General features: G+C 71.2%; 23 protein-coding genes. 6 read left to right on the forward strand and 17 right to left on the reverse strand.

The features are described 5' to 3' along the window. Positions 1–276 precede the first annotated feature (276 nt). Positions 277–1263: a porphobilinogen synthase gene (gene hemB / locus ACIP4Z_RS17385; RefSeq protein ID WP_401308951.1), complete on the forward strand. Its 987-nt coding sequence runs from the start codon at positions 277–279 to the stop codon at positions 1261–1263. Between the two features lie 41 nt (positions 1264–1304). On the opposite strand, the gene ACIP4Z_RS17390 is transcribed toward hemB, so the two are convergent. From ACIP4Z_RS17390 to ACIP4Z_RS17400, 3 genes are all read right to left on the reverse strand, one after another. Beyond that, positions 1305–2516 carry an acyltransferase family protein gene (locus ACIP4Z_RS17390; protein WP_401308953.1) on the reverse strand — a complete coding sequence of 404 codons (1212 nt, stop codon included), beginning with the start codon at positions 2514–2516 and terminating at the stop codon, positions 1305–1307. 79 nt (positions 2517–2595) lie between these two features. After that, positions 2596–2889, reverse strand: a complete 294-nt coding sequence (locus ACIP4Z_RS17395) for a DUF397 domain-containing protein (RefSeq protein ID WP_391123901.1) — start codon at positions 2887–2889, stop codon at positions 2596–2598. Continuing rightward, a complete protein-coding gene (locus ACIP4Z_RS17400; RefSeq protein WP_401308956.1) occupies positions 2889–3722 on the reverse strand; it encodes a helix-turn-helix domain-containing protein in 834 nt (277 codons plus the stop codon). Before ACIP4Z_RS17400 ends, ACIP4Z_RS17395 begins: the two co-directional genes overlap by 1 nt. 114 nt (positions 3723–3836) lie before the next feature. On the opposite strand from ACIP4Z_RS17400, the gene ACIP4Z_RS17405 reads away from it, so the two are divergent. After that, positions 3837–4253, forward strand: a complete 417-nt coding sequence (locus ACIP4Z_RS17405; RefSeq protein WP_401308959.1) for an ATP-binding protein — start codon at positions 3837–3839, stop codon at positions 4251–4253. Between the two features lie 7 nt (positions 4254–4260). Here ACIP4Z_RS17405 and ACIP4Z_RS17410 read toward each other — a convergent pair whose 3' ends face one another. The 8 genes from ACIP4Z_RS17410 to ACIP4Z_RS17445 all read right to left on the reverse strand — a co-directional run bounded on the left by ACIP4Z_RS17410 (position 4261) and on the right by ACIP4Z_RS17445 (position 11735). Beyond that, entirely contained in the window at positions 4261–5070 is an 810-nt protein-coding gene (locus tag ACIP4Z_RS17410) for a DUF4253 domain-containing protein (RefSeq protein ID WP_401308962.1), read from the reverse strand. 765 nt (positions 5071–5835) lie between these two features. Then, a complete protein-coding gene (locus ACIP4Z_RS17415; RefSeq protein WP_401308965.1) occupies positions 5836–6576 on the reverse strand; it encodes a chitinase in 741 nt (246 codons plus the stop codon). A gap of 179 nt (positions 6577–6755) precedes the next feature. Then, a complete protein-coding gene (locus ACIP4Z_RS17420) occupies positions 6756–7334 on the reverse strand; it encodes a YbhB/YbcL family Raf kinase inhibitor-like protein (protein WP_401308968.1) in 579 nt (192 codons plus the stop codon). A gap of 34 nt (positions 7335–7368) precedes the next feature. Continuing rightward, complete coding sequence (locus ACIP4Z_RS17425; protein ID WP_355340633.1) at positions 7369–9090, reverse strand: MFS transporter; 1722 nt, start codon at positions 9088–9090, stop codon at positions 7369–7371. Positions 9091–9151: 61 nt separating this feature from the next. Next, the gene (locus ACIP4Z_RS17430) at positions 9152–9592 is read right to left on the reverse strand and encodes a MarR family winged helix-turn-helix transcriptional regulator (protein ID WP_401308971.1); all 441 of its coding nucleotides are present in this window, start codon (positions 9590–9592) and stop codon (positions 9152–9154) included. A 112-nt stretch (positions 9593–9704) separates the two neighbouring features. Next, on the reverse strand, positions 9705–10478 hold the full coding sequence (locus ACIP4Z_RS17435) for a DUF899 family protein (RefSeq protein ID WP_401308974.1): 774 nt from the start codon (positions 10476–10478) through the stop codon (positions 9705–9707). A 79-nt stretch (positions 10479–10557) separates the two neighbouring features. Then, positions 10558–11031, reverse strand: a complete 474-nt coding sequence (locus ACIP4Z_RS17440; protein ID WP_401308977.1) for a MarR family winged helix-turn-helix transcriptional regulator — start codon at positions 11029–11031, stop codon at positions 10558–10560. Then, positions 11025–11735, reverse strand: a complete 711-nt coding sequence (locus ACIP4Z_RS17445; protein WP_401308980.1) for an SDR family oxidoreductase — start codon at positions 11733–11735, stop codon at positions 11025–11027. The genes ACIP4Z_RS17440 and ACIP4Z_RS17445 overlap by 7 nt, the downstream gene beginning before the upstream one ends. Before the next feature lie 287 nt (positions 11736–12022). Here ACIP4Z_RS17445 and ACIP4Z_RS17450 point away from each other — a divergent pair, with 287 nt between their 5' ends. Together ACIP4Z_RS17450 and ACIP4Z_RS17455 are read left to right on the forward strand one after the other, a co-directional pair. Beyond that, positions 12023–12736: a GAF and ANTAR domain-containing protein gene (locus ACIP4Z_RS17450; protein ID WP_401308983.1), complete on the forward strand. Its 714-nt coding sequence runs from the start codon at positions 12023–12025 to the stop codon at positions 12734–12736. Positions 12737–12741: 5 nt separating this feature from the next. Next, positions 12742–13491 (forward strand): GAF and ANTAR domain-containing protein, encoded by a 750-nt coding sequence (locus ACIP4Z_RS17455; protein WP_355340616.1) that lies wholly within the window; start codon positions 12742–12744, stop codon positions 13489–13491. A gap of 3 nt (positions 13492–13494) precedes the next feature. On the opposite strand, the gene argS is transcribed toward ACIP4Z_RS17455, so the two are convergent. Next, on the reverse strand, positions 13495–15279 hold the full coding sequence (gene argS / locus ACIP4Z_RS17460; protein WP_355340613.1) for an arginine--tRNA ligase: 1785 nt from the start codon (positions 15277–15279) through the stop codon (positions 13495–13497). A 226-nt stretch (positions 15280–15505) separates the two neighbouring features. Here argS and lysS point away from each other — a divergent pair, with 226 nt between their 5' ends. Then, a complete protein-coding gene (gene lysS, locus ACIP4Z_RS17465) occupies positions 15506–17239 on the forward strand; it encodes a lysine--tRNA ligase (RefSeq protein WP_391163533.1) in 1734 nt (577 codons plus the stop codon). 97 nt (positions 17240–17336) lie between these two features. Here lysS and ACIP4Z_RS17470 read toward each other — a convergent pair whose 3' ends face one another. The 3 genes from ACIP4Z_RS17470 to ACIP4Z_RS17480 form a co-directional block, all read right to left on the reverse strand. Further along, positions 17337–19022 (reverse strand): DUF2637 domain-containing protein, encoded by a 1686-nt coding sequence (locus ACIP4Z_RS17470; protein ID WP_401308988.1) that lies wholly within the window; start codon positions 19020–19022, stop codon positions 17337–17339. A 163-nt stretch (positions 19023–19185) separates the two neighbouring features. Then, positions 19186–19893 (reverse strand): DUF3558 domain-containing protein, encoded by a 708-nt coding sequence (locus ACIP4Z_RS17475; RefSeq protein ID WP_391052000.1) that lies wholly within the window; start codon positions 19891–19893, stop codon positions 19186–19188. Between the two features lie 37 nt (positions 19894–19930). Then, positions 19931–20842, reverse strand: a complete 912-nt coding sequence (locus ACIP4Z_RS17480) for a hypothetical protein (protein ID WP_391051998.1) — start codon at positions 20840–20842, stop codon at positions 19931–19933. A gap of 167 nt (positions 20843–21009) precedes the next feature. On the opposite strand from ACIP4Z_RS17480, the gene ACIP4Z_RS17485 reads away from it, so the two are divergent. Continuing rightward, positions 21010–22203, forward strand: coding sequence for an RtcB family protein (locus tag ACIP4Z_RS17485; RefSeq protein ID WP_401308991.1), 1194 nt, complete (start codon positions 21010–21012; stop codon positions 22201–22203). A 125-nt stretch (positions 22204–22328) separates the two neighbouring features. Here ACIP4Z_RS17485 and ACIP4Z_RS17490 read toward each other — a convergent pair whose 3' ends face one another. Beyond that, positions 22329–24065 carry a methyltransferase gene (locus tag ACIP4Z_RS17490; protein ID WP_401308994.1) on the reverse strand — a complete coding sequence of 579 codons (1737 nt, stop codon included), beginning with the start codon at positions 24063–24065 and terminating at the stop codon, positions 22329–22331. 171 nt (positions 24066–24236) lie between these two features. Beyond that, the gene (locus ACIP4Z_RS17495) at positions 24237–25400 is read right to left on the reverse strand and encodes a 4-hydroxybenzoate 3-monooxygenase (RefSeq protein WP_401309492.1); all 1164 of its coding nucleotides are present in this window, start codon (positions 25398–25400) and stop codon (positions 24237–24239) included. Positions 25401–25567 lie beyond the last annotated feature (167 nt).

Below are 25567 nucleotides of genomic sequence, written 5' to 3' on the forward strand. Positions count from 1 at the left end.
ATAGGCCATTACGCCCGCGGGCCGCGACACCGATGGCCCGTCGGCAACGCCCGAATTTCCGGTGGGCGCCTTTCCGCGGATACGGCGGCGGCCGACGAATTGCGCGGCGCGGAAGCGAACGGATCTTCTTCTCCTCCGCATTGCCGCGGGCCTTTGCGGAGCCGACTGGGCGTCGGGAAAAGCACACCGGGAGCGGGCGTACCGTGGGAGAGAGCCCTCGATCGTGAGGGTGCCTCGATCTCCACGGGTTCGGACCCACGGGAAGGCGGCGCAACCATGAGCAGCCAATACGGCGAGTTTCCGGGCGCGCGCCCGCGACGTCTGCGGACGACCCCGGCGATGCGCCGCATGGTCGCCGAGACCCGGCTGTCCCCGGCGGAGCTGATCCTGCCGACGTTCGTCCGCGAGGGCATCAGCGCGCCGCAGGAGATCTCCTCCATGCCCGGCGTCGTCCAGCACACCCGCGACTCGCTGCGCAAGGCGGCGGCGGAAGCGGCGGCGGCCGGGGTCGGCGGCATCATGCTCTTCGGGGTGCCCGAGGTGAAGGACGCGGTCGGCAGCCAGGGCACCGAGCCCGACGGCATACTCCAACTCGGCATCCGCGACGTCGTGTCCGAGGTCGGCGACGCGCTCGTGGTGATGTCCGACCTGTGTCTGGACGAGTACACCGACCACGGTCACTGCGGCGTGCTCGACGCCGAGGGCCGCGTCGACAACGACGCCACGCTGGAGCGCTACGCCGAGATGGCCCAGGTCCAGGCCGACGCGGGCGTCCACGTGGTCGGCCCCTCCGGCATGATGGACGGTCAGGTCGGCGTCGTACGCGACGCGTTGGACGAGATCGGCAAGCAGGACGTGGCGATCCTCGCGTACACCGCGAAGTACGCCTCCGCCTTCTACGGCCCCTTCCGCGAGGCCGTCAACTCCTCGCTCAAGGGCGACCGCAAGACGTATCAGCAGGACCCGGCCAACCTCCGTGAGGCGATGCGCGAGCTGGCGCTGGACCTGGAGGAGGGCGCCGACATGGTGATGGTCAAGCCCGCCCTGCCCTACCTGGACGTGCTGCGCCGCGTCGCCGACGAGGTGAACGTGCCCGTCGCCGCGTACCAGATCTCCGGTGAGTACGCGATGGTCGAGGCCGCCGCCGCGAACGGCTGGATCGACCGCGACCGCGCGATCATGGAGACGCTGACGTCCATCCGCCGGGCGGGCGCGAACATGATCCTCACGTACTGGGCGACCGAGGCCGCCCAGCGGCTCTAGGGCCCGCCGGACGGGCCCTAGAGCCCGACCGCCCGCTGGTGCTACCCGGCGGGCGCTTCCGAGTCGGCCTCGGTTGTCGGCGCGGGCACCGGCTTGGCCGGCTTCTTGGGCAGGAGCCAGTTCTTCAGCGCCTTGGCCAGGGGCGTCTCCACGTATGTGTGGACGAGCCAGGCCGCCAGCAGCATCACGGCGACCAGCGCCGGAACCAGGATGCGGGCCGGGAGCACCCCGTGCGTGTGCCGGATGATCTCCCACCCGATGTCTTCGTGCAGCAGATACAACGGATACGTCATGGCACCGGCGACCGTCAGCCAGCGCCAGTTGAAGAAGTTCAGCTTCCCGAGCGCGGCGCCCAGGACGAGACCGTAGAAGATGCTCACGACGGCCAGCGACCACCACCACGACAGATTGGTGTGCGTGGACGCCTCGGCGCTGGCCACCAGATCCGTGAGCTGGTTCTGTGCCATCAGCCAGGACGCCCCCAGCAGCAGCCACAGTATGGGCGTGGGCCCCACCCGGTGCATCAGGTAGATCACGATGCCGCTGACGAAGAAGGCCGCGTACTGGGGAACGATCATCAACTGCAGCAGATCGATCCCCGACTGCGGCGCGATTCCGGCCAGCAACAGCCAGGCGATGCAGAAGGTGACCACTCGCCTGTAGGTCAGCCCCATCATCGCCACGACCATGAACAGCAGGTAGAACCGCAGCTCCACCCAGAGCGACCAGTACACGCCGTCCACGTCCTGCGCGCCCAGCAGCTCCTGGAACATCGTGACATTCGTCAGCACGTCGCTCGCGGCAAGGGTCGTTCCCCCCGGCCGCGTCACCAGCACCGTCGTGGTCACCGCGATGGCGAACCAGTACGCCGGATAGAGCCGGACGAACCGCGACACGGCGAACTGCTTCGGCGTCCGCCCCCAGCACGACATGCAGATGACGAACCCGCTGATCAGGAAGAACAGCTCGACGCCCAGCCATCCGTACCCGGCCACCTCGTGGACGCCGGGGAAGACCGCGCGCGAGGACTTCCCCCACGGGGACTCGAACCAGTCGTCGAAGCCCATGTAGTGGTAGGCGACCACCATGAGCGCGGCTATCAGCCGCAGACCGTCCAGCACGTACAGCCGCTTCTTCGGCTGCGGTGCCCCGCTCCCGGCCTTGCCTCCGGCGGCGGGCTCAGGGACCGGTGCGAGGTCGGGCAGCGGCGCGGAGCCGGTGGGGGCGGCATCTCCGCGAACAACGGTGCTCATAGGTGGGGTGTCCTAGAGGTGAACTGAGGCGAATTGGGGATTCCGCCCACCTTACCCCCGGGTAATTTTTAGGAATGTCCTAAAGAAGTGGCGTTTTATCGGTCATATCGGAACCCGGCGCCGCCGTGGCGGTGGCGGTCGCGGCGAAGGTGGCGAAGGCCGCCCATGCGGCCGGGGTGAACGTGAGGCTCGGACCCTGGGGGTCCTTGGAGTCCCGCACGTGCACGGCGGCCGGGTGAGCCGCGACCTCGATGCACTCGCCGCCCTGCTCGCTGCTGTAACTCGACTTACGCCAGGCGTAGGCGATCTCGACACAGTCGCCGCCCTGGCTGCCGCTGTAGCTGGACTTGAACCACTTCAGTGGGGCGCTCATCACTCTCCTAGCAACCGGTCCAACAGACCCTTCGACTCAAAGGGGTTGAGGGCCTGGGAGCGCAGCATCGCATATTTGCGAGCCAGGATGCTCACGCCGTCTGGGTCGTGAATGATCTGGCTGCCGCGCTGAGTTTCAGCGTAGGCGAGATGATCGTGTTCCGGCGTCTCGATGAGAACGAACGGACCGGAGAGCCCCGCGTGAGCGGACAAGCCGAGAGGCATGATCTGGATTGTCACGCCCGGCGTGTCCGCGCATTGTCGCAGGTGGCGGAGCTGGTTTCGGTAGGTGGCCTCGTCGCCGAGGCGATCCATCAGCACGGCCTCGGAGATGACGAAGCTCGTCGAGGGCGGCACTCTGCGATGGAGGATGTCCTGCCGTTTGATACGCGCAGCTACGCGTAATTCAAGCTCGTCCTCATCGACCGTGGGGATGTCGTTGCTCAAGACGGCGCGCGCGTAGTCCTCGGTCTGGAGCAGTCCGGGCAGCACCTGGTTCGCGTAGAAGGAGAGAGTGATGGCCTCGTGCTCGTAGTCCATGTACTCGGCTGCCCACTCCGGGAACACGTCCATCTCGGGGAGGTGTGCCACCGCGACCTCCAGGGCGCCCTTCGTTACGAGTAGGCGATCCAGCTCTCGGGCCAGGGTGAGCGTGAGCGGGCGCCGTCCCTGCTCTATTGACGCGAGCTTGCTCTCGCTGACGATGATGAGCGTGGCCAACTCCGCCTGTGTGTGACCCGCCGCAATGCGGAACAAGGCTAAGAGCGCGCCCACGGACTGGAAGGCGGACTTGTTCTTCTTCGGCTTCGGCTGCTGCCGTTTGCGTGGTGGCATACGACCGTAACTACCCCACTTCCACCCGACCCGTATCGGCCGTTACCCGTACACGCGACATGTACGGGTAACGGGTCTAGTACACCCCGAACACGCTGCGCGACGCTGAGCTTCATGAACGAAGACGTCCAGCACCTGGACCGCCGGGAGCGGTTCTACCGTCGGGAACGGCGCTCGGTCCCCGCCGCGCGGGAGTTCGCGCGGGAAGCCCTCACCGCGTGGGGATTCGAGAGCCGGGAGGACGAAGTCCTCCTGTGTGTCAGCGAGTTGGCGACCAACGCGCTGCTGCACGGCGTGCCCCCGGGGCGCGGCTTCCTCTTACTGCTGCGCCGCGACCTCGGCACCACCTTGCGGGTCGAGGTGCACGACAGCGGCGGCGGCCGTCCGCACCTGGCCGACCGGCTGGGGCGTGAGCGCGATCAGGAGGAGTCCGGGCGCGGGCTCGTCCTGGTCGACGCGCTGGCCGACAAGTGGGACGTGGGGGAGCGGAACCCCGGCAAGATCGTGTGGTGCGAGTTCGCCGCCCGCTGACCGGGCGTCAGTCCCACCAGAAGGACCACGTGTGGACGTCGAGGACGGCCTTCTCCGCGTACTCGCGCAGCGTCTCGTAGGTGCCCTGGTCGATGTTGTCCGGGCAGAAGGCGTAGTGCTCGGCGGCGACGGCCTCGGCTTCTTCCTGGGTGCTCGGGGGCGCGGCGACGGAGACGGTGAGGCGGTCGAAGGCGAGGGCGATGACTCGTATGCCGAACCGGTCCTCCCACGAGCGGAGCACGGCGCACAGGCGGGCGGGGTCGCTCTCGTAGTTGAGCGGGCCGCTCCAGCCGATCGCTGCGGGTATGTCGGCGCTGCGGCGGGCGTGGACCAGGGCCGCGCGCGGATTCTCCAGCCAGCCGGAGCCGACCATGTCGGCGGTGACCTCGGCGGCCAGGTCGTCGGGGTCGTCCACGGCCTTCGCGGCGGGGGCCAGGCCCGGCCACGCCGCGCCGTACGGCGCGAGGACGTCGTCCTCCTCGACGTCCTCGGCGTCCTCCTCGATCAGGCCCGCCCAGAACTCGGCGAGCACTTCCTCGGCGTCGTGGTCCCCGGCGTACGACGCGTGGTCGGGCATCAACTGCCAGTCCACCGGGCCCTTCGAGTACGGCGCGCTCGCCTCTATCAGCAGCGGTTGCAGGCCCGCCGCCCGCGCGGGCAGCAGACTCGCCCACGCGCCGTCCGCCGCGGGGCCGTCCGCCATCCACAGCAGCGGCTCGTGCCAGCGGCCCTCGAACGTCGTGTCGACCAATGTGCCCGCGGGCAGCCGCAGGTCCAACTCCGCGAGTCGCGGCAGGGGGTTAGGAAGCATCGCCATGCGCCCGACTCTAGGGGCGACCACTGACAGCCGGACAGCCGTGCGTCCCGGACCGTGGGGACGGGATCCGGGACGTACGGTGCGGCCCTGCGGGCCGGGCTTTCCCGGCGGTCAGGCGCCGGGCCCCGGCCCGGCTCCGCGGGGCCTCGTCAGAGGACCGGGCCCGTGCTGTGGCGGTCGGGATACCAGTCCCAGTCGTCCGCGCAGTACCAGACGCCGTGGTGCCGGTAGCACTCGTCGGCCATCGCCGAGGGCCGCCCCTGTCGTGCGGGTCCGGCGGCCGAGGCCGGGCCTGGCACAGAGGCGAGCAAAAGTATTGCCAGCGCCGTGATCGCAGCCGTCCGACCGAGCAACTTCCGCATGCTCAAACTCCTGTTGACCTGGGGGACAGGGACGCCTGATCCCTACCACCCCGGCCTCCTCCCCTACGCGCATATGCCACCTTTCCCCCAAGTAGCCCCACGGTGCCCTTGCGCAGGGCCATGCTTTTGGGGGCGCGGCCCCTGTGCTCTCCCCTTGCGCCAGGAGGTTGCCCACCGGGGGCGCGGGGAACTGCGCGCTCAGCCCGCGCGGTGGTGCGCCTTTGAGAACCGGCCCCAGCGGGGCAGACGCTGTTGTTTTCGGGCTGACAGCCCGGTGGGGGCTGGTCGCGCAGTTCCCCGCGCCCCTTAAAAGACCGGCTGGCCGTCTTGGCAGGGGAACCGCCGAGGGGCGCGCGCCTCAAAAGATCGGCCGGCCGCCCCGGCAGGGGGACCGGTGAGGGGGTCAGCAGGAGAGGTTGCCGCCGCCGACGTCGGTGCCGAGGAGGCGGGTGAACTTCTTGTAGAGGTTGATGCGGTCGTTGCGCTCGTCCGGATTCTTGCCGTTGCATTCGAGGTCGCCGTTGATGCTGCGGATGGTCTCACCGAAGCCCTTGCCGTTGACCATCGCGTTGTGCGGGGTCATCCTTCCGGCGCCGCTCTGGGTGTTCCAGAACCACAGCCCGGTCTTCCACGACACGGCGGCGTCGCGCTGCACCAGGGACGGGTTGTGCAGCAGGTCGATGCCGAGGGCGTCACCGGCGGCCTTGTAGTTGAAGTTCCAGCTCAACTGGAGAGGGCCGCGCCCGTAGTAGGCGGCGGTGCCGGCCGGGCAGCCGTAGGGCTGGCCGCGGTCGCAGTAGTGGGAGTAGTTGGCGGTGTTCTGCTCGACCACGTACCGCAGGCCGCCGGTCTCGTGGCTCACGTTGGCCAGGAAGGCCGCCGCCTCGCGCTTGCGCGCCGAGCCGTCGCCGGAGCGGGCGAAGCCGGGGTAGGCGTCCAGCGCGCGGACCAGGCCCTGGTAGGTGTAGAAGGAGTTCCGCCCCGGGAACATCTGGCCGAACTGGGCCTCGCTGACGACGAACGAACCGGCCGCCGCGGCGGGCGCCGCCGGAACGGCGACCGCGAGCCCGCTCGCGACGGCTGCGGCGCTGAGCACCGCCAGAAGGCGGGACCGGGTGCGGGACACGGCACGGGACAGGGACATCTGCGCTCCTTGGGTGAGGCGGGCACGCGTCGCTCGCCGCCCGGACGGGACGGTCCGGGCGGGGGGAGACGGAGAGCGACGCAACGGCCGCCAGAATTACAGCCGTTCGCCCGAAATGCGCATATGACGCGCCGATATGCCGTCAAGAGTGTGGATCACAAGGCCGCGGCCGGCCGGGGTCAGCGCTCGTACACCCCGGTCAGCCGGCCGCGGGCGAGGACGGGGGAGGCGACGGCGGGCAGGACGGTACGAGGGCGCGCGCGGGTCAGGTCCTTCGTGGTCGGGGCGCCGTCGGTCACGGGGGCGGCGAGGGCGAAGAGCTGGAAGACGTAGCGGTGCGGGCCGTGGCCCTTGATCGGCGCGGGACCGTGGTAGCCGCGGCCGATGGTCGACCGCAGCACCCGTACGCCCGGGGCGGGTTGGCGCGCGGACAGGGCGCCGGTGTCCAGGCGGCCGGCCGTCGCCGGGTCGATCAGGGCGAGGCAGTGCACGGCGGGCCTGGACATGGGGACGTCGATGTCCTCGACGGACAGCAGGAGTTGGGCGGTGCCGTCCGGCAGCGGGGTCCACGCCAGGCGCGGGGAGAGGTCGGCGCCGCCGACGTTCTTCGCGCACTGCTCCAGCGGCAGGGGGCCGCCGTCTGTGAAGTCCTCGCTGGTGAGGGTCAGCAGGTCGGGGCCCTGGAGGTTGGGCAGGTGCCACGCCGCGTGGGCGTCGCCCGACTTGCGGTTGCTGAGGAGTCGGCCGAGCAGGGGCATGTGTCTCTCCTGGGGTGAGGGGTCGTCGGCGGCGTCAGGGAGCCGTGGACGGCTGGTGCTCGCGCTTCCGGCGCTCGCGGCCGGGAGCGGCGGGGTTGGCGCCGCGCAGCATCGAGGCGACGGCGGCGAGGAAGGCGAGGACGGCGCCGAAGGCGAACACGATGACCAGGCCGGAGTGGAAGGGCCCCGAGATCAGGTCGGGGAAGAACTCGTGTCCGGTCAGCGTCTGCCGCTGCGCCGCCGTCAGACGTGCCAGGGTGCCGGTGGGTTCGAGCAGGTGCTGCACCGGGTTGACGCCGAGCTGCGCGGCGAACAGGGACGAGACCGGGGGCAGGCCGCCGACCTGGGCCGCGACGTGCGCCGGTACGCCCTGCTGCCGCAGGCCGCTGGTGAGGGTGTGCGGGAGGCTGCTGGCCAGTCCGGCGATCATCAGGGAGAAGAAGACGCCGATGGACACGGCGGTGCCCGAATTCTGGAAGGTCGCCCGCATGCCGGACGCGACCCCGCGCAGCTCGTCCGGCACGCTGCCCATGATCGAGGAGGAGTTGGGGGAGGCGAACATGCCGCTCGCGATCCCGTTGAGCGCGATCAGCAGCGCGAAGATCCAGTAGCTGAAGTCGATCGGCAGGAGCATCAGGCCGAGGAAGCTGGCGCCGAACAGCAGCGCGCCGCCGGTGGCCAGGCCGCGGGAGCCGATCCGGTCCGACAGATAGCCGGAGACCGGGCCCGCGGCGAGGAAACCGGCGGTCAGCGGCAGCATGAAGATGCCCGCCCACAGGGGCGTGTCGCTGTAGTCGTAGCCGTGCAGCGGCAGCCAGATGCCCTGGAGCCAGATGATCAGCACGAACTGCATGCCGCCGCGGCCGATCGAGATGGCCAGGCCCGCCAGATTGCCGAAGGTGAAGGCCCGCAGCCGGAACAGCCCCAGTTGGATCATCGGCGAGGTGGCGCGTCTCTCGATGACGACGAACGCCGCCAGCAGGGCGAGGCCGCCGACGACCAGGGCGACGACCAGCGGATTCGTCCAGCCCATGGTGTGGCCGCCGTAGGGCTGGAGGCCGAAGGTGACCGCGATCAGCACCGCGCTCAGGCCCACCGCGAAGGTGATGTTGCCCCACCAGTCGACACGGCCGCCGCCGCGCTTTCCGGTGTCGCGCAGGGTGCGGTACGCCCACAGGGTGAAGAAGACGCCGACCGGCACGTTCACCCAGAACACCGCGCGCCAGTCCCACGCGGCGAGCAGGCCGCCCGCGACCAGGCCGATGAACATCCCGGCCAGGGCCGCGACCTGGTTGATCCCGAGCGCGAAGCCGCGCTGCTCCTTGGGGAAGGCGTCGACCAGGATCGCGGCGGAGTTGGCCGTCAGCATCGAGCCGCCCACGGCTTGCAGCACCCGCCAGCCGATCAGCCACATCGCGCCGTGGCCGCCGTCGTACGGGTCGAAGGAGAGCAGGATCGAGGCGAAGGTGAAGACGGCGAAACCGGAGTTGTAGATACGGACCCGGCCGTACATGTCGCCGAGGCGGCCGACGGTGACGACGAGGACGGCCTGGACCAGCCGGTACCCCATGATCATCCACAGCAGGTACGCGATGTTGCCCGGCGCGAGCGGGTCCAGGTGGATGCCGCGGAAGATGGCGGGGAGCGCGATCAGGACGATCGAGCCGTCGAGCGCGGACATGAAGACGGCGGCGGTGGTGTTGGTCAGCGCCGTCCACTTGTACCGGTCGCCCAGCGCCTGGGAGGGATGGGACATCGGCTCGCTTCCTGTCGCGTCCGGGGGCTTCCCGACGTGTCCTCGGGCGGGGTCCGTCGCGTCAGACGGCCTGGGCCAGCCGGTCGAGCAGGGGTGCCGCCGCCGCGAGCTGTGCCAGTTCGGCCGGGGTGAACGCGCCGCTGGTCAGGGCCCGGGTGATCTGCTCGGTGCGCGCGTTGCGCTTGTCCTCCAGCGCCCGCCGACCCGCCTCGGTCACCGTCAGCACCACGCGCCTGCCGTCGTCCGGGTCCTTGCCGCGGTCGACCAGGCCGCGGTCCCGCAGTCCGGCGAGGGTGGTGCCCATGGCCTGGGCGGTGATCTGCACCTGCCGGGCCAGGGCGGAGGAGGTCGTGGGGCCCGAGCGGTTCAGGAGCGACAACGCCGTCCGCTCGGGCATGGTGAGGCCCCCGCCGGTGGGCACCTGCCGGGCGCGGCGCACCAGTGCGCCGACGCCGGTCAGGAGGGAGGCGGCGACGGCTGCGGGGTCCAGATCCTCGTTCATATGCTAAGGCTACCTTATCAACCTGCCTTATCTGTTTTTCGTCTCACGGAAGTGAGGGCGGGGGCGGGGTGGCGTGCGGGCGGGCGGGCGCGTCAACGGCGTCCGCGGCGCGTCAGTGGTGTTCGCCGCCGCGGCCCAGGGTCTGCTCGGCGGTCACGCCGGGACGCGTCCACTGCGGTACGGGCCGGCCGGTCGGGCCCCAGGTCGCGTTCCCGTCCACGTCCGCGCGCCAGTACCAGCACGGACCGTTCCCCTCGGGCCAGCCCTCCGGCGTGTCCTGCCACGCCTCGCGCCGCCCGTACGGCGTCATGTCCAGCAGCGCGAAGCTCCCGCTGGCCGCCTCGGTGCCGCGGCCCGTCGTGTCGTACGTGAGGAACGTACGGTCGCCGTCGCGCAGGTAGGAGGTGAGGTGGCCCATCGCCCCGCCGACCGGCGCGGCCACGTCGCGCACCGAGTACCAGGGCTCGGTGTAGCCCATGAACTCCACGAACGGCGGGACCTCCTCCCAGCGTCCCGTCGTCAGCACGGCCCACGAGATGCCGCGCGCGTTCAGATACGCGGCGTCCTTCATGTGCCACGCCGTGACCGTGCACCCCTCGCACTGGCCCTGGTGCGGCGCCCCGTCGTGCCACATGTGCTTGTAAACCAGCAGCTCGTTGCGCCCCTGGAACAGGTCCCTGAACGGCACCGGGCCCTGCGCGCCCGTCACCTCCACCGACCCGTCGAACTCCACCATCGGCAACCGGCGCCGCGCCGCCGCGATGGCGTCCCCCTCGCGCGTATGGGCCTTCTCCCTGACCAGCAGCTCGTCCCGCGCCGCCTGCCACGTCTCCATGTCCACCACCGGCGGCCGTCCGCCGCCCGCTTCGCCCTGCGTGCTCGTCACGATGTCCTCCGCGCTCTGTCGTGAGTGTTCTCGGCCGTGTCGTCGGCCGTGTCCGGCGCCGGATTTCCGACGGCGGTCACTACAGGAGACTCGGGGCGGGCCCGGAACTCATCGCGGAGGTGAGGCGGGTCAGGAGGGCGGTGAGGTGGGCGAGGTCTTTCCGGGAGAGGGCGGAGAGGGCCGGCGGGGGGCGGTGGAGGATCGCGTCGGCGGTGGCGATGGCGTCGTGGCCCGCCGGGGTGAGGGTGACGAGCTTGCGGCGGCGGTCGGCGGGGTGGGGGAGGCGTTCGACCAGGCCGTGGGATTCGAGTTTGTCGACGATCAGGGTGGTGTAGGGGGCGTCGGCGCCGATGGACGCGGCGAGTTGGGTGAGGGTCAGGGGCGCGTCGCGCAGGAGGAAGAGGGCCTTGCCGCGTCCGGCGCCGAGCCGGAACCCGAGGGCTTCGGCCAGCTCGCCGTGGCGGTTGTGGGCCTCGACGAAGCCGTGCATGAGGGCCCAGACCGTCTCGGCGGAGGGGGCGGCGGGTTCCGCGTCCGGGGGCGGGGTCACCATGCGACGGTGTTGCCGAGGTAGTCGACGTAGTGCAGGCCGGGGCTGTCCCGGAGGGAGTCGAGCGTCCTGACGACGTTCGGAATGCTCTCCTCGACGGTCAGCCGCCCGCCGGGTCCGCCGACGCCGATCCGCACCCAGCCGGGCGCCATCAGCACCAGCGGCCGGGACTCGCCCTCGTGCCGCGCCGCGTAGCTGCGCATGAAGGTGTTCAGCGCGGCCTTGCTGCCCCGGTACACCTCGTGCCCGCCGCGCTCGTTGTTGGCCACGCTGCCCTGGCCCGAGGACATGACCCCGATGGTGCCGGTCCCGGTCACGAGGTCCGAGAGCGTTTCGACGACCCGCAGCGGGCTCAGCGCGTTGGTCACCATGACCCGCACGAATTCCTCGGTCGACGTCTCCGCCACCGTCCCCTCGGGCTCGTTCGTGACGCCCGCGTTCACGAAGAGGAGGTCGAAGACGCGCCCCTCCAGCCGCTCGCGCACCGCCGTGACCTGCTCGGGGACCGTGACGTCCACCGTCTCGATCTCGACGGTGTCCGGGTGCGCCTCGGCGAGGTCGTGCAGCTCCGTCCGCCGGGTGCCGCGCACGGTCGCGACGACGTGCCACCCCTCGTGCTGCCACTCCCGCGCGAGGGCGAGGCCGAGGCCGCGGGAGGCGCCGATGAGCAGGACGCGCTTGCCGGATGCCGAATTGGTTGTAGTCATAACAATGATTGTGGGTCGTATAACTACCCGCGTCAAACGGAGCCGGGACTCCCCGAGCCGGGGGTTTCGCGGGGCGCGCGGCCCCGACGACGTACACCGTCAACGTGGCGTGCGCCCGTAACCTCCGGAAAACGGGGCGATCGCGCACGCAGGGGATAAGGTCGGCGGGCGCACGGCGTCCGTCGTCCGTACAACACCCGGCTGAGGGGACGCCATGCGGGTGGCCGCTCGGACAGATCAGCCGCAGGACAAAGGGTGTTGGGCGCTGAGCCGTGATCAGTGACGCGATGGCGGAAGCACTGGTGTCGCTGCGCCGGGGCGAGTGGCCGCAGCGGGCGCGTCTCGCGGCCGTGGCGCTCGGGGTGGACGGCGTGTCGACGGCTCTGGCGGGGGACACCTCGCCGCGGAAGACCCCGGGGAGCCGGGAGGCGGCCGAAGTGCTCTGGTGCTCCGGCCCGTTGAGCCGTGCCTTCGAGGACTTGCAGTACACCGTCGGCGAGGGCCCGGCCGCCGACGCCGTACGTACCGGCCACGCCGTCCTGGCACCCGACCTGCGCCGCGTGCGCGCCGACCGCTGGCCCGCGCTGGTGCCGGAGGCCGAACGGCTGCCGGTCCGCGCGGTGTTCTGCTTCCCGATCGCGCTCGGCGCCATCCGGATCGGCGTGCTGACCGCCGTACGCGCCACGGCCGGGGCGCTCGGCACCGAACAGACCGGCGACGCCCTCGTCCTCGCCGACGCGCTGGCCGCCCGCTACCTGGGGGACGAGGGCGGCGCCGAACTGCCCGGCACGCTGTACAGCGCCGTCGTCCACCAGGCGGCGGGCATGGCGAGCGTGCAACTCGGCCTCCCGCTCGCGGACGCGCTCCTGCGCCTGCGGGCGCACGCCTTCCGGAGCGGGCGGCCCATCCGCGTCGTGGCGCATGATGTGGTGGCCAGACGGCTGCGCCTCGATGTCAACGGCGACGGCACCCTCCCCTCCACCGCAGCAGACAAGGACTGATCCCCATGACGCGTGTGCAACGCCTCACCGAAGTCTTCGTGGAGGTCGCCGACTCGCTCACCGACGACTTCGACATCATCGACTTCCTCCAGCGGCTCGCCCAGCGCTGCGCGGAACTGCTGGACATCGCGACGGTCGGCATCCTGCTCGTGGACGAGCACGGCACGCTGCACCCGCTGGCCGCGTCCGACGAGAGCACCCGGCTGCTGGAGCTCTTCGCGTCCCAGCACGACCAGGGCCCGTGCGTGGAGTGCTTCCGCACCGGCGACGCCCGCATCGACGTGGACCTGACCGCGCCGATCACCCGGACCCGCTGGCCGCACTTCACCACGCGGGCCACCGAGGCCGGATTCGTCCGCACCCACGCCTTCCCGATGCGGCTGCGGCAGCGGGTGGTGGGCGCGCTCAGCCTCTTCCAGCGCGAGTCGACGCCGATCAGCGAGGAGGACCGGCTGCTGGCGCAGGCGCTCGCGGACATCGCCACGATCGCGATCCTCCAGCAGCGGACCCTGGAGCGCAGCCAGGTCGAGCGCGTGCAGCTCCAGACCGCGCTGACCAACCGGATCGTGATCGAGCAGGCCAAGGGCGTGCTCGCCGAGCGCTGGGGTCTGTCGGTGGACGACGCCTTCGGCGCCTTCCGCCGCTACGCCCGCGCGCACCACCTGCGGCTCGCGGCGCTCGCCTACGACGTCGTCCAGGGGGACTTCGACACAGCGGCGATCTTCCGCGAGCCGGAGGGGCCCGAGGGGTCCTAGCTCCTAGAGGCGCTCGGGGGTACGGATACCGAGCAGCGTCAGACCCTGCCGCAGGGTGCGGGCGGTGACGTCGCAGAGGAAGAGCCGGTTCTCCACCACGGCGGGGCTGTCCGCCTTGAGGACCGGGCACTGCTCGTAGAACGTCGCGAACGCCGAGGCCACCGAGAAGAGATACGCGGCGAGCTTGTGCGGCTCGTACGTCTCCGCCGTCGAGGCCAGCGCCTCGCCGAACTCGTCGAGCAGCAGCCCCAGCGCGCGCTCGGCGGGTGCCAGCGGCAGCTCGGGGTGGGCCGCGGGCCGCGCGTCGCCCGAGCGCCGGATGATCGACTGGATCCGGGCGTACGCGTACTGGATGTACACGCTCGTGTCGCCGTTGAGCGACACCATCCGGTCCAGGTCGAAGACGTAGTCCCGGCCCAGGGACGTGGACAGGTCCGCGTACTTCACCGCGCCGATGCCGACCTCGGTGCCGCGCTCGGCGACCTCCGCGTCCGACAGCTCGCCCTTGGTGTCCTTCTCCTTGACGACGGCCGTCGCCCGCTCCACCGCCTCGTCCAGCAGGTCCTCCAGCTTGACGCTCTCGCCCGCCCGGGTCTTGAACGGCTTGCCGTCCTTGCCGAGCACCGTGCCGAACGGGATGTGCTTGACGGTGACCTCGTCGGTCAGCCAGCCCGCCCGCCGGGCGGTCTCGAAGACCATCCGGAAGTGCAGCGCCTGCCGGGCGTCCACCACGTACAGCAAGGTGGTGGCGTGCAGATTCTGCGTCCGGTCCCGCACCGCCGACAGGTCGGTGGCCGGGTAGCCGAAGCCGCCGTCGGACTTGCGGACGATGAGCGGGACCGGCTCGCCGTCCTTGCCCTTGATGTCGTCGAAGAACACGCACAGCGCGCCGTCGGACCGGACCGCGACACCGGACTTCTCCAGCAGGTCGCTGGTCTCCACCAGCATGTCGTTGTACCCGGACTCGCCGACGATGTCCTCGTCCTGGATCGCGATGTCGAGCTTGTCGTAGACGGAGTGGAAGTAGATCAGCGACTCGTCGACCAGCCACTGCCAGATCTTCAGCGTCTCCGCGTCGCCCGACTGGAGCTCGACCAGCCGCTTGCGGGACCGGTCCTTGAACGCCTCGTCGGAGTCGAAGAGCGTCCGCGACGACTTGTAGAGCCGGTCGAGCCGGGACATCGACGCCTCACCGGCCACCGCGGAGTCCGCGGTGGTCTGCGTGCTCTCCAGCTCGTCCGGGTGCTCCATCAGGTACTGGACGAGCATGCCGAACTGGGTGCCCCAGTCGCCGATGTGGTGCCGCGGGATCACCGTCTCGCCGCTGAACCGCAGAATCCGCACGATCGCGTCGCCGATGACGGAGGACCGCAGGTGCCCGACGTGCATCTCCTTGGCGACATTCGGCTGCGCGTAGTCGATGACGGTGGTGCCGGGGTGCTCGGCCAGGGGTACGCCGAGCCGGTCGTCCGCTGCCCGCAGCGCGAGGTTGGCGGTGATCGCGGTGTCCGTGACCGAGATGTTGAGGAAGCCGGGTCCTGACACCTCGATCTCGCCGATCAGCCCGTCGGGGCCGTCCGCGGGCAGCCCGGCCAGCACGGCGGCGGCCAGCTCCCGGGGATTGGCCTTCGCCTTCTTGGCGAGGCCCAGCACGCCGTTGGCCTGGAAGTCGGCCCGGTCGCTTCGGCGCAGCAGCGGGTCGGCACCGTCGGCCGACGGCACGGCGGCCGCGAGGGCGGCCGAGACACGCTGCTGGAGTGAAGCGGACAGGGAGGTGACCGAGGCCATGGGTGTGCCGTTCCGTGTGTCGTGGATAGCGGACTTCGCCTCGCGGTGAGGCGAGGTCCCAGTGTCCCACGCGAGCCCCGATGGGCCGAGCCGGTTATCCACAGGTGGGGACGGAGCGGGCGAGTTATCCACAGGCCGGGTTATCCGCTGGCGATCGGGGGCCGGATGTCTGGGAGAATCGGAGCCGTCGGAACACCCCCATCGAACCCTCAGGAAGAAGAGGACCGTGGCTGAGAGCAACGAGGCCGACTGGGTCTCCCGTTTCGCGGACGACGTCATCGCCGAGTCGGAGCGCCGCGCACCCGGGAAACCCGTTGTCGTCGCGTCCGGGCTCAGCCCCTCGGGCCCGATCCACCTCGGAAATCTGCGCGAGGTCATGACCCCGCACCTGGTCGCCGACGAGGTGCGCAGGCGCGGGCACGAGGTCAGGCACCTGATCTCCTGGGACGACTACGACCGGTACCGCAAGGTCCCGGTCGGCATCCCCGGGGTCGACGAGTCGTGGGCCGAGCACATCGGCAAGCCGCTGACCTCGGTGCCCGCGCCCGCCGGGTCCTCGTATCCGAACTGGGCGGAGCACTTCAAGGCGCAGATGGCCGCGTCGCTGGCCGAGCTGGGCGTGGAGTACGACGGCATCAGCCAGACCGCCCAGTATCAGGCGGGCGCCTACCGCGCGCAGATCCTGCACGCGGTGCGGCACCGCGCCGACATCGACGCGATCCTCGACCAGTACCGGACGAAGAAGGCCCCGGCCAAGCAGCAGTCGCAGAAGCCGGTGGACGCGGCCGAGCTGGAGGCCGCCGAGGGCTCGGGCGCGGCGGGCGAGGACGACGGCAGCGGCTCCGGCGTGGGCTACTTCCCGTACAAGCCGTACTGCGCGGTCTGCGGCAAGGACCTCACCACGGTCACCGCGTACGACGACGAGACGACCGAGCTGACGTACACCTGCGCCTGCGGGCACGGGGAGACGGTCCGGCTGGAGGAGTTCGACCGCGGCAAGCTGGTGTGGAAGGTCGACTGGCCGATGCGCTGGGCGTACGAGGGCGTGATCTTCGAGCCGTCGGGCGTCGACCACTCCTCGCCGGGCTCCTCGTTCCAGGTCGGCGGGCAGATCGTCGGCCCGATCTTCGGCGGGAAGCAGCCGATCGGCCCGATGTACGCCTTCGTCGGCATCTCCGGCATGGCCAAGATGTCGTCGTCCAAGGGCGGTGTGCCCGTCCCCGCCGACGCGCTGCGGATCATGGAGCCGCAGATCCTGCGCTGGCTCTACGCCCGCCGCCGCCCCAACCAGTCCTTCAAGATCGCCTTCGACCAGGAGATCCAGCGGCTCTACGACGAGTGGGACGCGCTGGAGCGGAAGGTCGCCGAGGGCACCGCGCTCCCGGCCGACGTCGCCGCGCACAGCAGGGCCGCCCGCACCGCCGCCGGTGAGCTGCCGCGTACCGCACGGCCGTTGCCGTACCGCACGCTGGCGTCCGTCGCCGACATCACCGCGGGCGCCGAGGCCCAGACGCTGCGCATCCTGACCGAGCTGGACCCGGACCGGCCGATCGGCTCGCTGGACGAGGTGCGGCCCCGGCTCGACCGCGCCGAGTCCTGGATCACCACCCAGGTGCCCGCCGAGCAGCGCACCGTGGTGCGCGCCGAGCCCGACACCGCCCGCCTCGCCGCCCTCGGCGACAGCGAGCGCGCCGGGCTCAAGCTCCTGGTGGACGGCCTCGACTCGCACTGGTCGCTGGACGGTCTGACGACCCTCGTCTACGCCGTGCCCAAGGTGCTGGCCGGTCTCGAGCCGGACGCCAAGCCGACTCCTGAGCTGAAGGTCGCCCAGCGGTCGTTCTTCGCCCTGCTCTACGAGCTGCTGGTCGGCCGCGACACCGGTCCGCGCCTTCCGACGCTGCTCCTCGCGGTGGGCGCCGACCGCGTCCGCACGCTGCTGGGCGCGGGCGAGGGCGCGTAAGGGCTCGTACGGCATCGGGGGCGGGACCGCGACCGCGGTTCCGCCCCCGTCGTATGCGTGGCCCCCGGCCTGCGGCCTGTGGTTCACGGCCCCCGGTCTACGGGATGTGCTCGGTGTCGGACTCGGACTGGAAGCGGTAGCGCAGGTCGCGCAGGGACGGGACCAGCTCGCGCTCCTCCGGCGGCGTACCGGTGTACATGTCGGAGAGGTAGCGGGCGAACTGCCGGGCGTTGGGGAAGGTGCCGAATTCGCGGACGTAGCGGCGGTAGGCGCCGAAGAACGCCTCGTCCTGCGAGATGCCGTCGGGGAATTCGAGGCCCGAGACGAATTCCGGCGCCGGAGGCTGCTCCGGCTCGGGTGCGGGCACCGCTTCCGGCTCCGGAGCGGCGTACTGCGGCTCGGGGCCCTGCTGGAAGCGCTGCTGCGCGGCGGCGGCGCTGCCGTTCAGTCCGGAACCGCCCAGCGGGCGCGACCGGTTGGGGCCGGCCGGGACCATGATCTGCGGCTGCTCCGGCTCCGGCTGCTGCTGGATCTGTTGGCCCTGCTGCCCCTGCTGCTGGGCCTGTTGCATCTGCTGCGCCATGAACGCCTGCTGCTCGCGCTGGGCCTGGAGCTGGGCGGCGGCGAACCACGGGCTGTCGTGCGCGCCCGGCATGTCCTGCTGGGGCCACTCCTGCGGGTACGGCTGCTGGTTGTACTGCTGATACTGCTGGAACTGTTCGAACTGCCGCTGCTCGTACGCCTGCTGGTGCTCGAACTCCGACTGCGGCTGGAACTGCTGCCCGTCCTGCTGCCTGTCCTGCTGTCCGCCCGGTTGTCCGCCCGCGAGTCCGTTCTGCTGGCCGCTTTGCTGCTGCCGGGCCGCCTCCGCGAGGGCCGCGGCCGCCTCGGCCGCGAGGTCGGGAACGCCGTTCGGGAGGGCGTGGCCGTTCACATGGCCGTTCACCGCCCCGTTCAGGGCTCCGTTCACCGCTCCGTTGACCGTCCCGTTCGCGGCGGCCTTCGACGGCGCCGCCGTCACCGGCTCCGCGGCCTCCGCCGCGATCGGCGCGGCCGAGTCGGGCCCGGCCGTCAACTCCTTGGCGGGGCGCGTGATCTCGATGCCCGCCGCTTCGAGTCCGGCGTCGGCCGTCTCCGCCAGCGGCACCCCGTACTTCGCCAGCCGCAGCGGCATGATCGCCTCGACCGGGGCCTTGCGACGCCACGCGACGCCGTACCGCGCCCGCAGCCGCGCCCGGTAGACCAGGCGGTCCTGCTCGCGCCGGATCGTTTCCTCGTACGACCGCAGTTCCCACAGCTTCATCCGGCGCCACAGCCGGAAGGTGGGGATGGGGGCGAGGATCCAGCGCGTGATGCGCACCGACTCCATGTGCTTGTCGGCGGTGATGTCGGCGATCCGCCCGATCGCGTGCCGGGCGGCCTCCACCGAGACCACGAACAGCACCGGGATGATCGCGTGCATGCCGACGCCGAGCGGGTCGGGCCAGGCGGCGGCGCCGTTGAAGGCGATCGTCGCGGCCGTCAGCAGCCACGCGGTCTGCCGCAGCAGCGGGAACGGGATGCGCAGCCAGGTCAGCAGCAGATCGAGCGCGAGCAGGACGACGATGCCCGCGTCCACGCCGATCGGGAAGACGTTCGCGAACCAGCCGAAGCCCTTGTCCAGGGCGAGCGAGCGCACGGCCGCGTACGAACCGGCGAAGCCGATCCCCGCGATCACCACCGCTCCGGTGACGACCACGCCGATCAATATGCGGTGCGTCCGGGTCAAACGTATCGCGGCCACCCGCGACCCCTCCTACCCCTTGGCTCCAGCCTCACTGGCGGACCGGAGCCGTACCGGCTCCGGCGGGCCCCAGACTGCCATACGGGTGAGAAGGAGAGGCGCGGCGTTGACGAACGAACGCCGTACAAACGCGCGAATACCGGGGCGAGGAGAGCGGGAGTTGTTACGCGTTCGCCGCCGCGACCGCCGCGACGGCCTCCTTCGCCGCCCGTTGCGCACCGCTCTGTACGTCGCCGGCCGACGGGTTCTTCTTGCCTTCGAGGCCCGCGCCGTTGAACTCCACCAGGACCACGACATTGCCGCTGCGGACGACCACCGAGTCGTTCTGCGAGGTGACCTTCGCGACGGTGGCCTTGCTGACCACCGAGGCCGCCTGGTCGCCGAGGCCGGTGAGGGTGGCGGAGGCCGCGCCGGGGACCTGGTTCAACGTGCCGACCTGCTCGGTGTACCGCTTCTTCGCCTGGTCCTCGGCCGTGCCGAGCGCGGTGGAGGACGTGAAGCGCTGAAGGGTGACCGACAGCCAGCGGTACTGGTAGCCGTCCTTGCCGTTGCCCGTCCAGGAGCAGCCGGCGCGCGAGGTGATGTCGTCGGACTTCACCGGGGTGCCGCCGGGCGTCTTGGCCTTCGGCACCAGCGCGTTCACGGTGGCCTGCGTGATCGCCTTGCAGGACGCCGGGAGCGCGGCGAACTTCGCGGGCGCGAGGGTCGGGGTGGCCGAGCCGCCGGACGGGCCGGAACCCGTGGGGGAGGAGGCCGAGGACTTCGCGTCGGATGATCCCGAACCGGACGAGCATCCCGCGAGAGCCATCGCGGGGACGGCCGCACAGGCGAGCAGCAGAGCGAGGCGGGAGGCGGTGTGTCGACGTTCCATGGGGGTCACCCTAAAGGGCCGCGCTGTCGGCCCCCGGTCAGTCCTTGACTTTCCTCAGGAGCTGCTCCGCGACCTGCTGGGCGCCTTTTTGCAGGTCAGCGCTGTCCGGTGGCGTACTGCCACGGGGTGACGACTCCGCGTAAGTGACGGTCACCAGGACGTTGGCGGTGCGGAAAACCAGTGTCACGTCGCGGCGGGGAGGCTGTGCGTGGGGCTTGAGGACGTCATTGATAAATGCGGCGTTTCCCACATCGGTGAGGCGGCGGGGGAGGAGGTCGGTGCCGCCGCCACCGGCCGTGCCGGAACTCGTCGCGGACCCCGTGCTCGTACCGTTGCCGCCGTTCGTACCGCTGCCGGTGGTGGAATTGTTGCCGTTCGTCGTACCGCCGGTCGGCGTGGCGGTCGTCTGCTGGCCGCTCGGAGTGGCGGAGGACGACAGCGGCGGGATCGAGGCGTCGGCCGCCTCGTTGGAGAAGTCGAGGTCGGCCTGGACCTCGTCGCTGACGGCCGGGTCGTACGACACGACGCGTTCGAGGTCGATCTTCAGAGTGTTCGACGTGCCGTCGGCCCGGGTGCCGCGCCAGGAGCAGCCGACCCGGCGGTCCGTGTCGTACGTGAGCGACTCCGAGCCCGCGACGTCGGGGACGGCGGGGACCAGGGACTTGAGCAGCTCCTGGCCGACGGCCGTGCAGGGCGCGGGCAGCGTCTGGTACTTGCCGGGCGGCGCGGGCGAGACCGTGCTCGCACTGCCGCCGCCCGCGAGCTGCGCCTTCTGGTCCGAGGCGGAATCCGCCGAGTCCCCGCCGCCGGTGCACGCGCCGAGCGTGGCCAGGGCCAGCGCCACCGCGGTCACGGCCGTGCCGACGGCGGCCGGGAGGCCGCGTCCCGCCGGAGCACGTCGCGTCGCCTGGGCACCTCGCGCCGCCGGGACACTTCGCGTGGACCGCACTGGGCGGGCCCCCTTCCCCTCAGGTTCTGCCGCTCCCGCGCGTAAACCTTTGGCGTGAGCGGGTGCGCCGTGGACACAATGTCTACCGCAAGCTTCACCCAAACCACCTCTTGGGGCGGTTTTATCGCGTGAGGCATCCTTGATTTTGCCGTTTACGGGGGATTGTCATGTCTTATACCGAGGTGCCGGGTGTCCGGGTGCCGATCCGGATGTGGACGGACCCGACCACGGTCGAGGACGTCGCGATGCAGCAGCTCCGCAATGTCTCCTCGCTGCCGTGGATCAAGGGCCTGGCCGTCATGCCGGACGTCCACTACGGCAAGGGCGCCACGGTCGGTTCCGTCATCGCGATGCACGGCGCGGTCTGCCCCGCGGCGGTCGGCGTCGACATCGGGTGCGGTATGAGCGCGGTCAAGACCTCCTTGACGGCGAACGACCTGCCCGGCGACCTCTCCCGGCTGCGCTCCCAGGTGGAGCAGGCGATTCCGGTCGGACGCGGCATGCACGACGACCCGGTCTCGCCCGGCCGCTTCCACGGCATGGCGACCTCCGGCTGGGACTCCTTCTGGGACCGTTTCGACGGGCTCGCGGAGGCCGTGAGGTTCCGCGCCGACCGCGCGACCAAGCAGATGGGCACGCTCGGCGGCGGCAACCACTTCGTGGAGGTCTGCCTCGACGAGTCCGGCGCCGTATGGCTGATGCTGCACTCCGGCTCCCGCAACATCGGCAAGGAGCTGGCCGAGTTCCACATCGGCCAGGCGCAGAAGCTCCCGCACAACCAGGGCCTGGTCGACCGCGACCTCGCGGTCTTCGTGTCGGACACCCCGCAGATGGCCGCGTACCGCAACGACCTGTTCTGGGCGCAGGAGTACGCCAAGAAGAACCGCGCCATCATGATGGCGCTCCTCCAGGACGTCATCCGCAAGGAGTTCAAGAAGGCCCGGCCGACCTTCGACGAGGTCATCTCCTGCCACCACAACTACGTCTCGGAGGAGCGCTACGACGGCATGGACCTCCTGGTCACCCGCAAGGGCGCCATCCGCGCGGGCTCCGGCGACCACGGCATCATCCCCGGCTCCATGGGGACCGGTTCCTACATCGTCCGCGGCCTCGGCAACTCCGCCGCGTTCAACTCCGCCTCCCACGGCGCCGGCCGCCGCATGAGCCGGAACGCGGCCAAGCGCCGCTTCACCACCCGCGATCTGGAGGACCAGACCCGCGGCGTCGAGTGCCGCAAGGACTCCGGCGTCGTCGACGAGATCCCGGCCGCCTACAAGCCCATCGACCAGGTCATCGACCAGCAGCGCGACTTGGTCGAGGTGGTGGCCAAGCTGAAGCAGGTCGTCTGCGTCAAGGGCTGACGCGTCGGGCGCACGGCTCCTGGAGCCGTGCGCCCGTGGCGGGTTCCTTCCTACGGCTGCGGCTACGGCTATGGCTTCGGCTACGGCTATGGCTCCGGCTTCGGCTTCGTGTGCGGGGGCACGGCTCAGGCCCTGCGGGCGTGCAGGACGGTGCCGTCCAGGGGGAGGGGCGAGCGGCCGACAAGGGTGAGGCCCGCGTCGGCGAACAGGCGGGCGTAGTGGTCGGCGCGGCGTTCGCGACCGCCGACGTTGCACATCATGTGCAGGTCCCAGGCGGTGGCCAGGGAGGCCGAGCCGTCGTCGGGCAAGACGCGTTCCACGACGAGCAGTTCGGCGGCCGGGGACATCGCGCGGGCGCAGTGCCGCAGGATCTCGCGGCAGCGGTCGTCGTCCCAGTCGTGCAGGACGCGGGACAGAATGTAGACGTCGCCGCCCGCGGGCACGTCGGCGAAGGAGCCCGGGAGGAAGGCGCACCGCCCGGTGTGACCGGCCGCGCCGAGCAGGCGGCGGGCGGTCTCGACGGTGTGCGGGCGCTCCAGCAGGACACCGCGCAGGCGGGGGTGTGCGGAAAGGATTCGGCCGAGCAGTTCGCCGTTGCCGCCCGCGATGTCGACCACGGTGGCTCCTTCGGCTCCCTCGGCTTCTTCGGCCGCCGCTTCGACCGCCCTTCCGGCCGCCGCTCCGGCCGCCGCGACGAGGACCGGGTGGTCGGGCAGCGGGTCGAACATCCGGGCGCCGGCGGCCATCGACTGGTCGAACAGCCCGGCGAGTTCGGGATCGCGGGCGAAGTGCTCGAAGTGGTTCTCGCCGAAGTGCTGTTCGAAGGCGACCTGTCCGGTGCGCACGGTGTGGTCGAGCCCGGCGAAGGACGCGTAGAACGGCCCCCCGTACATCAGCGCCAGCGACCGCATCGACCCCTCGGCGTCCGCCCGCAGCAGCCCGCCGGTGTCCGTGAGCCGGAAGCCGTCGCGGTCCTCGCTCACCACGCCGAGCATGGTGAGGTACCGCAGCAAGGTGGCCAGGTTGGGTGCCAACGCGCCAACCGCGTGGGCCAGTTCGGGCAGGCCGACGCCCCGCTCCCCGTCCATCGCGTCCGCCACCTCCAGCCGCGCGAACGCGGCCAGCGCCTGCGTCGTCCACGCCCCGGTCAGCAGTCGCAGCAAGGTCTCGGCGGGCTGCCGCGCCCGGTGCGCCTCCATGTGCGCGTCGAGCAGGTCGCGGTGGTCGCCCTGCACGTACAACTCCACCCGCCCGTAACCGGCCTTGGCCTCGGCGGGCGCGGCGAAGTAGAACACCGTGCCGTTCTCGTGCGGGTTGTAGCCGCCGCCGTCGGGCGTCGCGCCGTACTGCCCGAAGGCCGCGCACAGACCGCGCAGCACCAGCGGGTCCGGTGCCTCCACCTCGAAGGCGACATGCGTCTCGTGCTGCCGCGCCCGCTCGTACGCCGCGACCTCGCCGAGGCCGGAGCCCGGTGGCACGGTCAGCGCGAACACCTCGACCGTCCGCCGTACCCCGTCCCGGCACTCCACCGCGGGCCGCAGAATCGCGACCTCCAGCTCCGCCGCGCGCCGCTTGTGCCGTACGGCCAGCCGCTCGCGTACGACGACGCTCGGCGTCGGCGGCGCGTCCGCGACCAGCCCGCAGTCGGCGAGCGTGGCCTCCAACTCCGCCCGGCCGGACGGGAAGACGAGCAGCGCCGCGTGCGAGAAGGCGCAGCGCTCCGCCAGCGCCCGCAACTCCGGGCCGTCGAGCCCGGGAAGCAGGAGCCGGAGCAGCGTGGCGGTGTCCTGCTCCCTGACGAAGTCGACCGTCGCGCGCAGGCGGGACGCGTCGGACGTCTCGCCCGACAGTGCCGTGATCATGTGCGGGGGACCCTCATTCGTTCCGGGGTTCGGTCGTCCGCGTACGGGTGTACGCGGACGGGTGTACGCGAGACGGGTGCGGGGATGCGGCGGTGCGGGATGCGGCCGCACGTACGGGGATGCGTGAACGGCGGTGCGCGGGCGGGTGGTTGGGGCGGCGGGCCGGAACGGCTAGACGCCGACGTAGTGCTCGGCGAACCAGTCCTGCTGGCTGCGCGACGTGCGCAATGAGGCGAGGCGGGCGCGGCGCAGGGAGTTGTGGAACAACGACTCGCCGTCCGCGCCGGTCGGGCCGTGCAGCAGCCCGATCATCCAGTGCGAGAACTCCTGCGCCCGCCAGATGTGCGTCAGGCAGCGCGCCGAGTAGGCGTCGAGGCCGCGCGGGTCCCCGGCCGTGAGAGCGGCGGCCAGGGCGTCGGCCAGGACCGCCGCTTCGAGTACGGCCAGATTGGCGCCCTTCGCGGCGGACGGGCTGATCAGACCGGCGGCGTCGCCGACGAGGAACAGCGCGCCGTGGCGCAGGGGTTCGAGCACGTCGGACTCCAGGTCGACGACGGACCGCTGGACGAACCGGCCGCGCCGCAGCGGCCCGAACTCCCGCGCCCGCATGCGCAGTTCCAGCTCGTCCCAGATCCGCTCCGCCGACCACGCGTCGGCCGGGGCGCCGCGCTCGTACTGGAGGTAGTAGCGGGTGACCTCGCTGGTCCTGGCCATGTGCCCGGCGAACCCGCGCTCGTGCACCGCGTATCCGACCGCGTCCAGGCTGGGCGGCGCCTCGGCGAGCAGACCGAGCCAGGTCACGCCGTGATCGCGGTGGTGGCGGACGGCGCCGGGCGGCAGCGAACGCCGGGCGGCGCCGTGCCGCCCGTCGCAACCGGCCACGTACCGCGCCCGCCACAGGCCCGGCCGTCCGTCGGCCTCGCGCACGACGACCTCGGGCCGCTCGCCGTCGACGTCGCGTACGGCCACGGCCTCGGTGCCGAAACGAATCTGCCCGCCGCGTTCCTGGAACCGGGTCAACAGGTCGCTCACCAGGTCCTGTTGGGGGTAGACGGTGTGCGGTTCGCGCTGTCCGAGCGCGCCGTAGTCCAGCCGGAACCGGCCGTCCTCGGTACGGAACTCGCAGGTGCTGTGGGGCTGCCCGCGCCGCCGCAACCCCTCGGCGAGGCCGTGCCGTTCGAGAATCCGTACGGTGTTGGCCGCCAGGAATCCGGCGCGCGCACGGGTCCGCACCCGCGCGGCCCCGGCCCGTTCCAGCACGACGCAGTCGATCCCCCGGTCCACAAGGATGTTGCCGAGCACGAGCCCGGCGGGACCGGCCCCGAGGACGACCACGTCGGTCGCGCTGCCGCCCGCCCCGCTGGTGTGGTCGGCCGGTCGCCGCCGGCTCTTCCCGTCTGTCACGGAACCAGATACTAGGTGGCTGAAAATCGCCCTTCGTACCGGAATCACCTGAATGCGCGGCTCGATACGGCAAAGAGATCGTCGGGCCCGTTGTCAGT

Source organism: Streptomyces sp. NPDC088910 (genome assembly GCF_044749865.1).
Lineage (GTDB): Bacteria > Actinomycetota > Actinomycetes > Streptomycetales > Streptomycetaceae > Actinacidiphila.

Bases quoted from the DNA above. Each gene is read 5' to 3' on its own strand.
- hemB (WP_401308951.1), top strand. From the start codon at position 277: ATGAGCAGCCAATACGGCGAGTTTCCGGGCGCGCGCCCGCGACGTCTG.
- ACIP4Z_RS17390 (WP_401308953.1), bottom strand. From the start codon at position 2,516: ATGAGCACCGTTGTTCGCGGAGATGCCGCCCCCACCGGCTCCGCGCCG.
- ACIP4Z_RS17395 (WP_391123901.1), bottom strand. From the start codon at position 2,889: ATGAGCGCCCCACTGAAGTGGTTCAAGTCCAGCTACAGCGGCAGCCAG.
- ACIP4Z_RS17400 (WP_401308956.1), bottom strand. From the start codon at position 3,722: ATGCCACCACGCAAACGGCAGCAGCCGAAGCCGAAGAAGAACAAGTCC.
- ACIP4Z_RS17405 (WP_401308959.1), top strand. From the start codon at position 3,837: ATGAACGAAGACGTCCAGCACCTGGACCGCCGGGAGCGGTTCTACCGT.
- ACIP4Z_RS17410 (WP_401308962.1), bottom strand. From the start codon at position 5,070: ATGGCGATGCTTCCTAACCCCCTGCCGCGACTCGCGGAGTTGGACCTG.
- ACIP4Z_RS17415 (WP_401308965.1), bottom strand. From the start codon at position 6,576: ATGTCCCTGTCCCGTGCCGTGTCCCGCACCCGGTCCCGCCTTCTGGCG.
- ACIP4Z_RS17420 (WP_401308968.1), bottom strand. From the start codon at position 7,334: ATGCCCCTGCTCGGCCGACTCCTCAGCAACCGCAAGTCGGGCGACGCC.
- ACIP4Z_RS17425 (WP_355340633.1), bottom strand. From the start codon at position 9,090: ATGTCCCATCCCTCCCAGGCGCTGGGCGACCGGTACAAGTGGACGGCG.
- ACIP4Z_RS17430 (WP_401308971.1), bottom strand. From the start codon at position 9,592: ATGAACGAGGATCTGGACCCCGCAGCCGTCGCCGCCTCCCTCCTGACC.
- ACIP4Z_RS17440 (WP_401308977.1), bottom strand. From the start codon at position 11,031: ATGGTGACCCCGCCCCCGGACGCGGAACCCGCCGCCCCCTCCGCCGAG.
- ACIP4Z_RS17445 (WP_401308980.1), bottom strand. From the start codon at position 11,735: ATGACTACAACCAATTCGGCATCCGGCAAGCGCGTCCTGCTCATCGGC.
- ACIP4Z_RS17450 (WP_401308983.1), top strand. From the start codon at position 12,023: ATGGCGGAAGCACTGGTGTCGCTGCGCCGGGGCGAGTGGCCGCAGCGG.
- ACIP4Z_RS17455 (WP_355340616.1), top strand. From the start codon at position 12,742: ATGACGCGTGTGCAACGCCTCACCGAAGTCTTCGTGGAGGTCGCCGAC.
- argS (WP_355340613.1), bottom strand. From the start codon at position 15,279: ATGGCCTCGGTCACCTCCCTGTCCGCTTCACTCCAGCAGCGTGTCTCG.
- ACIP4Z_RS17475 (WP_391052000.1), bottom strand. From the start codon at position 19,893: ATGGAACGTCGACACACCGCCTCCCGCCTCGCTCTGCTGCTCGCCTGT.
- ACIP4Z_RS17485 (WP_401308991.1), top strand. From the start codon at position 21,010: ATGTCTTATACCGAGGTGCCGGGTGTCCGGGTGCCGATCCGGATGTGG.
- ACIP4Z_RS17490 (WP_401308994.1), bottom strand. From the start codon at position 24,065: ATGATCACGGCACTGTCGGGCGAGACGTCCGACGCGTCCCGCCTGCGC.